Raw genomic sequence first — 14,142 nt, 5'->3', positions numbered from 1 at the left:
ATTAAATAAAAAAATTTATAAATATAACATGAAAAGCATGCTGATGATTATCTGCTTTAAAGATCAACGCTCTATATTCCATCCTTATTCAAAAGGATGTTGTTTGAGTAATTCTTCTGGAGAATAGAACCCTTCCTTCCCTTTTATTCCCTCACGGACCTTCCCTACCTTTTCCTTTGAAACAAGTGAAGCATTATTTCCGAAGCTTTTCCGGACGTAGGTAAGCACGGCCGCTGTCTCCTCATCGTTCAACATTCCGCCAAAAGGGGTCATGGGAACCTGTCCCGGATACTTTTTACCCTTGACCTCAATAGGTCCCATTAGTCCTTTTATTGTAAGTTTAATAAGTCGATCCTCATTACCCGTCACCCATTTTGAATTGGCCAATGGAGGAAATTGAGCTGCCACTAGTCCCTCACCGTCCGGTTGATGGCAGGTAACACAAAAGCCTTCTCTGAAATAGATTTCCTTACCCTTCATATACAACTCCTTGTCATTTCCTTTTAACGTGGTTTCCTCTCCCTTGTCTTCTTCAGCTCCTTCCATAAGACGATGTCCGTTAAAATGCGCCATACCTGCCTCGAAGGGAAGCTGCATCCAATCGTCCAAGGGCTTTTCACCTATCTTCTCAAGAATCGATATTCCGGCATCCCGTTCTAACCAGGTGGCTGCCGCCAAAGCTTCCAGTCTTACCCTGGGGCTATTATCCTCTGCGGCCCTCATTAGCAAGCCCATTTGTCCCGATATTTGGTGACCTGCATATCTAGCCACCCTAACAGCCGCCGATCTGGCCCGAAAGTCCTTGGACGCAAAGACTTTCTCTAGTAGTTCCTCATCAATATTGTTAAGACCCCAAGATACCCACAAAGCCTCTACAAGTTGGTGTTCGTATCTAGGGTCATTTTGGTCCAAGTTGTTTGTCCATAATTCCAGTTTTTCTAAGACTTCTGAAGGATTCCTTCCTCTCAACTCCCTTCTAGACCTGTAACGGGTACGATATTCCGGCAATTTCAAATTACCCAGCAATTCTTCAATTGTGGCCTTATGTATTTTTGCTGGCTCCACCAAAGGACGAGAAGGATAGGTCACACGATATACCCTACCATGCACATGGTCCCGTAAGGGGTCACGGGCATTGTGCTGCATATGCCCAATCAGAACGTTGTGCCAGTCTAACAAGTACAGGGATCCATCAGGGGCGAATTCCATATCTACCGGCCTAAAGTTCTTATCTTCGGCCGAGATAAGATCCATCCTATGTTCACTGGTGTAACCAGCAGATTTTGGATCGTCTTTAATGGTATGCTGTTTTGTTCCCAGAAACCCTATAGTATTGTTGATCAGTACATCGCCTTGGACCTCGTCAGGAAAGTGTCGGCTAGAAACAAATTCAAGCCCAGAAGTCGGGCGCACTCTATGATCTTTCTCAATAAGACTTTTCGGGGCAGGAGAACCTTCCCCATATCTCGGTTTTATGGTTCCAGGAAGCATCCAGGTCATTTCGGGATCTGAAGTATAAGCAAAGAAATCCTGACCCCACTCGTCAAAGGCGATTCCCCATGGGTTTGGGATGGGCAATTGCGCAGTTCGTTCTAGATGGTTCCGCTGAGGGCTATACCTGAAAAATCCGCCATTGGTACCACGAACCGTACCATAGGCCGTCTCTACATTACTATGGAGAAATACGCCTTCCCCCATATAAAAGGCTCCAGAGGGATCGGCCGTGAACGCACTGATCGCATGGTGCGTATCGTGATCGTCGAACCCGCTCAATACCACTTCCTTTACATCGGCCCTATCATCCCCATCGGTATCCTTTAGTAGAACAAGATTTGTACCCTGTGAAACATACACCCCCTCAGGGGCAAATTCAAATCCTATAGGTAAATGCAACCCATCGGCAAAGGTGGTCTGTTTATCTGCCTTGCCATCGCTATCGGTATCCTCAAGAATGATCAATTTGTCATTGGGCCTACTATCACCTGCCTTATAATGGGGATAACTCGGCATCACAGCTACCCAGAGCCTTCCCTTGTTATCGAAAGACATCTGCACTGGATTTGCCAAGTCGCTAAATTCTTTTTCGGAGGCAAAAAGTTCTATTTTATAACCTGGGGCCACTTTGATCTTCTTCTCTGCCGCTTCCCCATATAAATATTCAGGGGTCCCGTTTTTCGTATTGGGCTTATAATTAGTTTCGATAATGGGCAACGACTTGGTTCTACTATCGGACACGACCAAATCCATTTGCTCACCTTTTAGGGATTTCCATATCGCCGTATCCCTAATACTGGTCATCTCCCTAATTTTTTCAATTTCCGCAGGATAGTTTTTGGGACCGAAGGGCTCGTACCTTCTTCCATAGGCATGGACCCCATTCGGAATTTTGAAATCATTGTGCCAAAACCAATTCTTTTCCATGACTGCCGAGTGTACCAGAGAACGATTTTCTTCTGAAACAATTTCGCCCGATCCAAAAATATTGTCGGCCAATAATTTGGAGAACTTCCTATAACCAAAATCGCTCAATTGAAAACCATCTGCCGTTAAATCACTTTTTTCAGATTGGTACCATTCTTTAGTGGGCTCAAAGGCATCTACGAACAGTACATTATTGGCCGCTGCTACTTCTTTCATGGCCTGGGTATACATTGCCAAGTTTTTATTCTCTTTACCACCATCCGGTAAATCCCTATTTCCGGATAGGTCCTGGAATGCGATCGGTGATACGAGGGCCAATTGTGGTGCTGAAGAACCGTTGTAACGCTGTTTCAAGGTATGCTGAATAAACGCCTGGAGTTCCGCTTTGTAATTCTCCAATCCTTCTTCACCGGCAAAAGATTCACTATAACCAAATAAAGCAACTATAATGTCTGCCCTTAGTCTGGTAAGCCATTGGTCTGGTGTTTCAAAGTGTCCTTCCGAAGCCGTCTTCAACCACCCGGTGGAAACCTCGAAATGCTCAACAATGGATTCCTGGGCGAAGTTTTCGGCACCCGGGAATGCCCATGGCGATTTTCTGGAGGGATGGGGCCTAAAACCCGGTGTATTTCCTCCATCGCACATATTACGCATATACAGGAGACTATCGGGATATCGCAGTTGCATTTCTGTTTCAAAATGACCGTATTCCATCATCCGGGAACCCAAATTGTTTCCGATTAGCACGATACGGGAGTTTTTTGCGAGCTTAAGTGTAGGACCACTATTTTTTGTAGAACAGCTTGCCAAAGCCAGGATAATAATGGCCACAATCATTTTAGATTGAACAACATCCAGGTTTTTTGTGATTGATAAATACATTGGTTCTTTTTATTATTTTTGAATATTTGAATAGGATCTGTAGTTGGGGAAATTCCCTAAGCTCTATTTAAGATCTATGGGTTTAAGTCCCCTCTTATCCCAATACTCCTTCCCCATAAAACCATATGCAGAGGTTTTATAATCTCCAACGTAATCCACCTTTGTCCCTCCCTTGGGAATTCTTCGGTCCAAGAGGAAATAGACTGCATTGACCACTAGTCTCCTCAACCCCTCATTTTCAAGGTCGGTGGAAGAGCCCATGGAGGTATGGAAGGCCAACCCTTGTTGGCCATTATCCGGATGTTGATAGTTTTTGAGCCATGCCACCGGTAACATGGGATTGTTTTTCTTTCCTTCCAAGGGCTGGTCCGATGGCCGCATACCAAAAAACCTGTCGTCATCATCAAATTCACCTTTACGCTCCAATACCTGCCCTAGCAAAAGTGGAGTGATCGGAAGATGTGATACCCTACAGCCATATACATCCGTAGGGCCCCATATCTCGCCATCCCCGATGCCTCTAAGGATTTTATGGCCAGGTGCATTTTCCACAAAAATCCCTCTGGTGGATTCATGTTTGTGCTTGCCATGGTGCCGCACATAGTGATCCCCAAAAAGCAGTCCTCCAAAACCTCTGTACCACGGATGATCTGGGTCTTCACTTTGATATTCGGAACTGTAATGGACATAACTCCCCTCTTCGTTCTTAAACCCGTGGTTTGAGGTTCTTAAGCCCAAGACCGGTCTGCCCGAACGGATATAGTCGTCGATATACCTCATCTGATGGTCGGGGAGTTGCCGCCACCGCGTATTGATGAGCATTAGATCAGCGGTCCGGAGAAAATGCAATCCCGGAATATTGTTGTTGACCTCAGGATTGACGTTTCCCGTTTGCGGATCGATCGCAAACAATACAGTGCACTTGTATCCGTGTTCCTTGGCAAGGATCTTGGCCAACATAGGCATCGACTCCTCCGATCTGTATTCCTCATCCCCGGATATTAAAACGATATGCTTCTTCTTTCCGGAATTTTCATTGTCCCCATAGGTGATCCATTCCTGCGAATTCAAATTGGCAAAGCCAAAACATACTAAATAAATTAATAAACAACTTCTCATTTTAAAGCATTTTTTATCTTAAAACTATACGCATATTTAGAAGGCAACTCATCCGCTGTTAGATAGGGCACTTTAAGAATAAGATTCTTTCCTTGCTGTTCGTAGTGTATCTTAATATCTGTTCCTAATAGGGTAATCTCGGCCTCTGAGCGCAATTCAAGGTCTCTTATTTCCAAGGTATCTTTAGGCCAAGTTGGAACAATGGCGAACAAATCCTTGTCTTTTTTGGTAAAGAATATCTCGCGTACGCCGTAGCCTGGCTCCGGATCTATGGTCTGTTTTAAGATATAATCGGCTGGCAGGTAATGGGTACCTTCGGGTTTCCAATCTTTTTTGCCATGCTCTGACCATTGACAGGCGCGCTCCCATTTACGAGTTCCATAAATAGCCTCGCCATTAACCTTAAGCCAATCACCTATAGCCAACAAGCGGTCTTGCATGATAGGAGGTATATTTCCTTCGGCATCCGGGCCAATATCCAACAGTAGATTTCCTCCGTTACTAACCACATTCAGAAGTAGGTATATCAGGGTTCGCTCGGAAGCATAGTCCCAGGCATCTTCATTAGTATTATACCCAAATGAGAATCCAATTCCACGACATTCTTCCCAAGGTCTGCTACCGTCTAATTCCGATTGGTATTCAGTAGTAAAATACCCTCCGTGCTTAAAACGGATTCCATCTCCCCAGCGGTCGTTAATAACTACCTTATCTCCTACCGCAGATTCGTTGAACAACCAAGCCAACAATTCGGGAGAACGCCACTTTTCCGCACTCATATCCCAATCCCCATCGCTCCAAATAAGATCTGGCTTATAATTCTCCACCAAGTCCTTGAACTGTGGGTGCATATGCTCCAAGGCAAATTTTTCCTTATCTTTTTTCCATAGTGGATTAAACCATTCGTACAAGGAATAATAGGTTCCAAATTTTACTTCGGTTTGTTTTACGGCTAACTCCAATTCTTTTAACAAATCCCTATTCGCCCCGACATCTTTAGCATTCCATGGAAACCCCCATGTTTTATTGGACGTTTCACTAGGCCACAAGGTAAACCCATCGTGATGTTTGGAGGTAATCATCATGTATTTCGCCCCCGCATCCTGAAAAAGTTTAGCCCATTTTTCCGCGTCAAAATCCCGGGCAGTAAACTGCTCCCCAAAATTGTAATAACTAAAATGAGGTCCGTATGTTTTAACATGGTGATCATAAACTTCGGTACCGGAAAAATTTCCATTTCCAAAAAGGGATTTACTTTGTAACCAATATTGATACCACTCCGAATAAGTTCCTTTTGGACTCCAGGCCGGGACCGAATATGGTCCCCAATGGATAAAGATCCCTAATTTAGCATCCTCGAACCAAGAAGGTACTGCCCTGCTATCGATCGATTTCCAATTGGGTTCTATTTTCTTTTGCTGCGCATTTACTTCTTGTACCCCTGTTATCACAAGGACACAAATCATCAAAAATAAATAAATTACTTTTTTCATCTTTTTATTCCGTAATTACAGTTAATTCTGCATATCCGGCCTTTTTGTTCCCTTCCGTGTTTCTAAGGGCTCTTAACTTTATATATCTGGCCTTCACAACATCAAAGGTTTTTGTTTGCCAAATAGGACTATTTTTGATATTGGAAAACTCCCCTTTATTCTGTAGTTTCCAATTTTTACCATTTGTAGAAGTATAAAATTCGTAGTCGAATACAATCCCAGAAGACCATCTGTTCTGGTCGGGCAAGTACTTAAATCCCTTTAGTTTTACATCTTCCCCTAAATCTATGGTAAGATCTATAGGCAACTTCTCTGCGGATTGCCCCCAGGATGTTTTCTCCAAACCATCCAAAATACGTTCGGCATTTTTATCATCAATATTTAGCAATTGCCATTTTTTTCTGGCTATATCAAAACTTTCCAAGGTTATAGGGCTTTTCTGGGCAGTAATTGGGTCTACCGCTATCGCTTTAACATTGGCCTTTCCAAATAATTCAAAGGGCCCTTCATACTTTATAGAATTTACATCTGGAGGCGTACCATCGGTAGTATAGAACAACTCTAGTTCCTCATCGGCCGAAGCGATAGTTACTATTCCCTGCTTATTTCTCGTGATGTCGGGTTTTGCATACACTTTTGGAGCCCTAAACACCTCTATGTTGGAAATAACAGGACAGGCCTTAGATTGTTTTATATGTACTCTAAGCTGTGTTGCCTTCACCGTTGGTAGACGCAAAATTCTTTTATAACCGATAGTTGTGGCCTTCGCCAATTCTTTCCAAGAACCATCGACAAAAGCTTCTATGGAAAATTCCTGAACTCGCTGTCCTAAAGGGATGTATTCTTGTATTAGTAAACGATTAAATTCGGTAGGTTCTCCGAAGTCTAAGGTTACCGTAGCATCAGTAACAGCATCATCTGTAACCCAGTATGTATCTTTATTTCCATCTGTAAGTTTATCGGCATTGTATTTTTTGGCATTGCCCCTTACCTGAGAAGCGGTTACCTTTGCTTTTTTAGCAAGGTTATCCTTAAAATCGGCCTCTAAGGATTTTGCCAATTCCATCACTCTTTCCACATCCGTTTCATGGATAAGACCACGTGGATCTACAGGAAAATTTAGTAACAAAGTGGCATTTCTTCCCACTGAATTATAATAAATATCCAGCATTTCGGGCAAGGTCCTAACTTTATGGTCTTCAGACTGGTGGTAAAACCATCCCGGGCGGATAGACACATCTACCTCGGCCGGTACCCAATGGGTACCATCTTCGTGACCATAACGCAGTTCGTGATAATCGGGGAATCCAGGCCAAACCTCATCCCTATTCAAGGTGCTCCAGTTGGTTTCTCCTACCCACCCTTCTTCAGTTCCACACCATCTGGTATCGGGACCTGCATCACTGAAAAGCATGGCATTGGGCTGCAACTCTCGTACTAACTTATAGGTGTTTTCCCAATCGTAATAGGTTTTCCTGTCTACACTCCTGTTTTCATTGGCACCTCCATAGTATCCCGATCCGCCATTGGCACCATCGAACCATACTTCAAAAACATCGCCATAATTAGTCAGTAATTCTTTTAATTGATTCCTGAAATAGGTAATATATTCTGGCTTTCCATAGTCTGGATGGTTACGATCCCAAGGAGATAGGTACACCCCAAACTTAAGTCCGTATTCTTTACAGGCTTCGGAAAGTTCCTTTAATAGGTCCCCCTTTCCGTTTTTCCAAGGTGAATTCTTAACGGAATAATCGGTGTATTCTGATGGCCATAAGGAAAATCCATCATGATGTTTGGCCGTTAATATTACTCCTTTCATTCCCGCCTCCTTGATCACCTTGGCCCATTGCCTGGTATCCAATTCCGTGGGGTTAAAAAGGGCTGGATCCTTATCGCCATACCCCCACTCTATATCGGTAAAGGTGTTCATACTGAAATGAATGAAGGCATAATATTCCATTTCCTGCCAATTCATTTGTCTCCCGGAAGGAACTGGACCGTAAGCAACCGGAGGGGGTGTTTCCTCACAGGAAATAAAAAATGTCATAAGCGCCATAAGGCTACCTAAAAAAAACTTCTTCATAACTAACTTTATTTTTTATGTTTGATAAAATATTCTGATTTATTGAGGTCCAAATATACCTCCGCCATACACCGGCTGTCGATCTACTACCTTAAAATGTCCAATGGGCGAACCCTAGTGGATAAACATTCCAAATTTTGCATCATCAAACTAAGGAGCTACTTGACGAGCATCTATTGATTTTCAATTAGATTTGTACATTACTCTGGTTAATAACCAGTTGCACTCCTTAAAAAACGCATTATAAATCACTTAAAACAATTTTAATTATTTAGTTTGTTTTATTTGATTCTCAACAATCATTATATTTTCATTTTTTATTAAGTTTTTCATATACTTTTTCATTTATATCTTTTGTTCTCACTTCTAAGGAAGGAAGTCCTGGAAGGTTAGATGATGGTTTATCTAAATAAAAATATGCCGTAGCGGAAACATCATCACTTCTATAGAAGTTTGTAGAAACTCCACTAGGGAAATCTTCACTGGTAACTGCCGGTGGGTTTTTCATATCTAAGTAACGTTTTGCGGCGTTGTAACCATCCTTTTCTACATAAGACCAAACTGGTTGAATATCTGCACCATTGCTATTTAATTTAAGTATGTTTTCTTTGGTAGAATTACCTATTTGCTGTATGGTCACTTTACAATCTTCATGAAAATATACAGGATCATAAGTATGAAAACGATAAAACGTATAAATATCATGTTCTTTATTAGACACTGTACTTCCCTGAATTTTATTAGCATATTCTCCTTGTCCCCATCCAGTGCCAATATAATCTTCAGTACCTGTTCCGCTAAGGGATGGAAATGTAGTGTCTCCATCTAAATATATTTTTGCTTCGCCTTCTCCAAACCAAGTTCCTACATATTTATCATTTCCAATGACTCCAATGTTAGTACCAATATATCGTCCCCTACCATTAACTTTTGGAAGGATTGTATAGTCAACTCCTTTAGTGGTTGCTGAATCTCTGTTCCAATAGGTATGAAAATACATGGTGTCGTCAGATAACTCTGGCACTTTCACCATATTTATTTTATAGTAGAACATTAAAAAATCTTCAGATTCATTTACTATTTCTATTTTTCCTGACTTTCTAAAAGGCATAGGAACAGAACAATTAAATGAACGTCCTTCAGGCATCGAGAAAAATTCATTTTCAAAAGGAGCCATTAGTCCAAGACCGATTCCGAAAAAATCTGTGAATGGCGCAGAAACTGCTGGTTTAGCCTCTCCATCCCAATACATATTTATGCTGACTTTCCTTCTATTTTCTTTAGACCAACCAAACGAATTAGCAGACCATATTTTAGTAATTATCCCGGGCCCTTTTTTATCAAAAATGGTTAAAGTATCTCCGGGACCAATCATACTAAAAGCGTCTCCTTTTGCTCCTTTATTTGTTTTGCCTCCTTCACCTTTTAGTCCATTTTTATTCTCCGAACTAACCCAAATAGTCTCTACACCATTGGGAGCCATTTGATAATACTTTTGAATATCTTCAAGGACAAACACTTTCTTTTCCTTTTTTGGAGCATTACAGCTAGCAATAATTGTCAGTCCTAAAAAAAAACTTATCCTAAATACATTTTTCATACTTTTAATTTTGTTGATGTAACATTAATCTATGCTTTAATTATTCCCTTTCTTACAATCTTTCAAAAACTGAGCTAAACCATTATCTACTTGTGGTTACTTTATAAGCCAATTATTGATGACAACTATTCCTTCATAACATTATGATTCTATTGATCTATTCAATAATACTTTCAAAATATTTTTTCAATTCTTGGTAAGCATTTCTAAATCTTTTTAGATCTTTATTTACTACAGTAGACCATGAGCATTCAGCATGAGCTTCAATACGTTGATTTATCTGAGGATAAATATCTTTCTCCAAAACTCGCACTGTCCACAAAGGACATTCACCTCCCATAATCAGAGATTTCTGTTCTTTTGTAAAACTAGGAAAGGTAAAGTCAAAATTGTATAATTACTACACAGATAGTATTGGCATCCAATCTGGTTTTGTTTTCTTTTCGTCTTCATTTTTACATTTTTTTTGATTCATTCACAGCCTTCTTTTTATTTTTGGTATCTCAAATAACCTCTCATTGAATTGTACTGTATACTGTAGCCTACAACACAATAAAAAGAACTGTTTTTAAAGTTTTCATGTATTCAATTAATTACTTAAATTTTCCAATATTTCGCGTCTTTTCCGTCTAAGCTCACCAATGTTCGTATCATAATGTTCAAACCCATAAACAGTAGTACCAACCAAATCATTTGCTTTATCCGGGAACTTTTCATGATACATTTTCAATAATTCATAATCAACAATACCATCGCGCATGGCTTCCAACCTAATAGAAGGAAATATCCTCTTATCACCTGGATAAACTATCCAACAATCACCTCCTGGAAGTACGTTTCCAGAAGATACGATCATTCCCGATGTATCCCCATATGGATCATTAGAGGTAGATATTCCTGACCCAGAACCCCAAAAATTAAATCCCCAATGCAAATATCCAGGTATATCATACTTATAATTTACCCAATGCAATAATCGTGTCTTGATCAAAGGCTGTTCTATAAAACGATTTGCGTATTCTCCTTTTGGAGCTAGACAAGTATAGTACCAGGCTTCGCTGCCTTTTTTTTGTTGATCATTGTAAAATTCCAGACCTTCTTTTAAAAAGTTCATTTGCGGCACCCATACATCGATCATATTCTCCAGTTTATGAGTATGGCAGGCTTCTATAATCTTAACATCCTGGACTAGCCCCTTAATAAATTTTGAAATTTCGATATAGGAGTCTACATTGTCATCTATAGGTTCATCTGCAATATGCTGCAAGTAAATATCTTCCCAACCATTGTCCTTTAAATTATTCATCAATGCCGGAAGGAAACTGGAATAAAAAGTTTGAACTTTCCTGTCATTTAATGGCAACAATTGCTTATCAATTGAATCCCCAACGACAACAGGAACGTTAAGCCCAAAAGGCCCTGACCAGTCCCCATTTAGCCGCGCTCCAAAATGGCCTCCTTCCAACCGTCCTATGACCCCCTCATCTATAAAAAGGTTAACCATCTTATTGAAATTGGAAAAATTAAAAGACCATTTATTATTCTCAAAAGTAAATTCGGTATGGTCCAAAGGGGATAACATTGCTACATTCTGTCTGTATTCGGCCAAGGTTTTTGCTAGGACCCTGGACAACTGCCAAAATAGATCACTATATTTTTCCACGGGCTTGTTGTTGTTCAAATAATGTAGCCTATCCAGAAAAAACCAATTGGTTACCCAAAGGGATGTCTTTCCGATTATTGGTTTAAATACCTCAACTGAGACTTCCTTGATTTTAACAAACGTATTTCCGTTGATTTCTCCAGATATTTGAACTTCGCCGGTATAAATACCCGGACTGGCACTTTTTGGTATTTTGATAGAGACCCAAATAGGCTGAGTAGTCCCGAAGGCAACATCCTTGGTTTCCTGATAAATAATGGGGTCTGGAAAAAAACCTGAAAGTGGCTTATAACTGTCACGAGAAGGTTCAGGATTTGTCCTCCCAACCTCTACAAATCCGACGAAACCTTTTTTTATCTCAATCAAGGACTCTCCTTCTTTTTCTGGCGGTGAAACTTCTATTTTTAAATTTGTGATAGTTTCGTTACTTCTCACCGCAAATTGGAAAGTGGCATGTTCTCCCCGAGCCACATCGGCATGGGCTGTACTTGGTGGGAAATATGTACTTTCAGGAAATATCTTTTGAAGGGGATCCACATATTCAAAAACCAAATCAGTATTAGAAATATGCTTACAGCCAACAATTAAGAAAATCCCACTGAGTATTATTAAATTATACGTTTTCATAAATCATGAAGTTTGTTAAATCCTAATTTCATAATAGAAAAAGGAAATTGAAATCATTTCGATTGAATTCAATTCTAAATTTGAAAAAAACCAAGATTAAAAACTATTCTTGAACATAGGTATCATTCTACAATTAAATAATCGACTCCCAATTTATCTGCTTTGGGGTTGGCCTTATTAGTTCCTTTAACCATTAGTTTTAATGTATTGTTCCCTTTCTTTATTTTTCCCTTCTCTAATAGGTATTTTTTAAGGCCTAACTTCTCATTGAATAAATCCAGGTTTTCAAAAATTAATTCACCGTTTAACATTACGTCAACAATTACGTAATCGGGTGCATGGGTAAATACCATTGTCAATCTTCCCTTTCGTTCCATTTCCGAATAAAATGTCAACTTTAGAGCATCATTCTTCTTTAATTTATCCCATAGCAAATGATTTCGGGCACTCCAATCATACGAAAGGAAGGCCTGTGTTATTATTTCCCCACCCTTTATTTTATCTATATCAAAACCCTCCGCCTCAAACCGATTCGAGAATTTTAACGGTAATTGAACCGTTTCTATAGCTTCGGTGTAGTTCGCTTCCGAATCCTTAGTTCCGTACCAAAAAGTAGTAGGAGCGTAATCCATTTGAGTAGCGGCCCAATGCCAAATTTCCATATCAAAATTTAGGGACTTGTTAAATGGAATAACATCCAAAGATCTCCAACGACTGTTAACCGTAAGGCCAGGACTCCTATTCCCATCACCAATGGGTTGGGCAATAAAAGGAGTCTCAAAATCGACTACACTACACCAGGCATAGCCATAATAATCCTCTGTTCCCGTACCAAAGTTGGAAGGAAAGCTTTCGCCGTCCACATAAATTTTCTCGTCACCTTCTCCCCACCATTCATAACTATTGTTAAAAAGGGTCAAAACATCTCCAACATATTTACCCTTTCCCTTAATTTCAATATAATTGATATCTTTCTTTTCCGAGGTACTTATATTTGGATAATTCCGCCAATTAGCATGAAAATACAAGCTCCTTGCATCCCACTCCCATGGCGCATGAATCAATTCCATTTTTTTCAGTTCTACATCCTCATTTCCAAAATTATGTATGGTAATTTTTGCTGTATTTTGGAAGGGCATCGGAAAAAACAACTGCATCTCCCCATCTTTGTCCAATTCGATCATCCTTGTCCTATGCGGCGATAGTTTATAGCCTGTTCCAAAGAAATCCCCTGTGGGTGCCCAAACTGTTTTTTTGCCATCAAATTCCATAGCTATCACCGTAGATCGTAAAGCTTGCTCCATGTGAGTAGCATTTATTTTTAGAGCTATCTTTCTTATAGCCCGGTTTCCTTGTATTTGGGTTGATATCGAATCGCCTGCTTTGACCACACCGTTAAAAAAAGCTTTCATACCCTTGTTGCTTCCCAATTTATGTTGGGCCAATTTTTTAGATGCAACCCTAATGTTCCGCTGAAATTCTCCATTTTCCCAATCTCCTTTTTGGTAAGACTGCACCGATACCTCTGGTGCATACTGCCTATAGTTAATTTGATAATATAGCACATCGTCAACGCTCTCATCAGCCTTCTGATAAGTTATTTTACAATGTTTAGCATAAGGTAAGGGGAAATAGAGGTTATGCCCTTCAAACCAACCCCCGTTCTCCTGAAAAGACGCAACTTTATGGGACAGGGAGCTACCTACATATTTATTTGAAGAGATAATTTCATCTATCCTTCCCTCAATCTGTGGGCTAGAAGCATTATCAAAATATATCCGTAGGGTACCCATAGAGAATTTTTGGGCATGCCAAGTGCTCCAAAACCTTACGATGGCCCCTGGCCCCTCAACATCCATTAAAACATGTTCTTTACGGCCTTCATTAACCTCAACACGTACAAACTGGCTCGCATCCGCATTATCAAACCAACCATTTTCGTTTTGTGAAACGGATTTACGCGAATAACTACTCGCTTGTAGTGTCTTAAAAGAGTGTTTGGGTAGTTTTGCCAATTCATCCTTATTTACCATTTCTTCCAAAAGAGTTGCTATGGTAACATCCGCATTGGAAACAATTTCTTGTCCTGTAACAGAACCTATTAACAATAAAAATGGAACAACTATAATTATCTTCATTCTAAAGTATTTTATATATGAAACGAATGACAAATCCCAAAATAACTTATTCATTAACTGCACTCCAAAGTCATTATATAAATAGCTTGACCCAATAATCCCCAACAATAATC

Annotated in this window: 7 protein-coding genes; all 7 read right to left on the bottom strand. The window is 40.1% G+C overall.

The window, feature by feature from the left end:
• Positions 1–84: 84 nt before the first annotated feature.
• Positions 85–3,303 (bottom strand): PVC-type heme-binding CxxCH protein, encoded by a 3,219-nt coding sequence (locus tag MWU82_RS16875; RefSeq protein WP_247097276.1) that lies wholly within the window; start codon positions 3,301–3,303, stop codon positions 85–87.
• 63 nt (positions 3,304–3,366) lie between these two features.
• Positions 3,367–4,422, bottom strand: a complete 1,056-nt coding sequence (locus MWU82_RS16870; protein ID WP_247097275.1) for a hypothetical protein — start codon at positions 4,420–4,422, stop codon at positions 3,367–3,369.
• Complete coding sequence (locus MWU82_RS16865) at positions 4,419–5,915, bottom strand: alpha-L-fucosidase (RefSeq protein WP_247097274.1); 1,497 nt, start codon at positions 5,913–5,915, stop codon at positions 4,419–4,421. The genes MWU82_RS16870 and MWU82_RS16865 overlap by 4 nt, the downstream gene beginning before the upstream one ends.
• A 4-nt stretch (positions 5,916–5,919) precedes the next feature.
• A complete protein-coding gene (locus MWU82_RS16860) occupies positions 5,920–8,001 on the bottom strand; it encodes an alpha-L-fucosidase (RefSeq protein WP_247097273.1) in 2,082 nt (693 codons plus the stop codon).
• A 310-nt stretch (positions 8,002–8,311) separates the two neighbouring features.
• Positions 8,312–9,601: a glycoside hydrolase family 172 protein gene (locus MWU82_RS16855; RefSeq protein WP_247097272.1), complete on the bottom strand. Its 1,290-nt coding sequence runs from the start codon at positions 9,599–9,601 to the stop codon at positions 8,312–8,314.
• Between the two features lie 589 nt (positions 9,602–10,190).
• A complete protein-coding gene (locus MWU82_RS16850) occupies positions 10,191–11,891 on the bottom strand; it encodes a glycoside hydrolase domain-containing protein (protein ID WP_247097271.1) in 1,701 nt (566 codons plus the stop codon).
• A 122-nt stretch (positions 11,892–12,013) separates the two neighbouring features.
• Entirely contained in the window at positions 12,014–14,029 is a 2,016-nt protein-coding gene (locus MWU82_RS16845; protein ID WP_247097270.1) for a glycoside hydrolase family 172 protein, read from the bottom strand.
• Positions 14,030–14,142 lie beyond the last annotated feature (113 nt).

It is taken from the genome of Arenibacter sp. S6351L (assembly GCF_023016025.1).
GTDB classification, from domain to species: Bacteria; Bacteroidota; Bacteroidia; order Flavobacteriales; family Flavobacteriaceae; genus Arenibacter; species Arenibacter algicola_B.
Note: the sequence above shows the minus strand (reverse complement) of the source record. Positions and strands in the feature narration are given on the sequence as shown.

Excerpts from the sequence above, each read along its gene's own strand:
- MWU82_RS16845 (WP_247097270.1), bottom strand. The coding sequence starts at position 14,029 with ATGAAGATAATTATAGTTGTTCCATTTTTATTGTTAATAGGTTCTGTT.
- MWU82_RS16860 (WP_247097273.1), bottom strand. The coding sequence starts at position 8,001 with ATGAAGAAGTTTTTTTTAGGTAGCCTTATGGCGCTTATGACATTTTTT.
- MWU82_RS16850 (WP_247097271.1), bottom strand. The coding sequence starts at position 11,891 with ATGAAAACGTATAATTTAATAATACTCAGTGGGATTTTCTTAATTGTT.
- MWU82_RS16855 (WP_247097272.1), bottom strand. The coding sequence starts at position 9,601 with ATGAAAAATGTATTTAGGATAAGTTTTTTTTTAGGACTGACAATTATT.
- MWU82_RS16870 (WP_247097275.1), bottom strand. The coding sequence starts at position 4,422 with ATGAGAAGTTGTTTATTAATTTATTTAGTATGTTTTGGCTTTGCCAAT.
- MWU82_RS16865 (WP_247097274.1), bottom strand. The coding sequence starts at position 5,915 with ATGAAAAAAGTAATTTATTTATTTTTGATGATTTGTGTCCTTGTGATA.
- MWU82_RS16875 (WP_247097276.1), bottom strand. The coding sequence starts at position 3,303 with ATGTATTTATCAATCACAAAAAACCTGGATGTTGTTCAATCTAAAATG.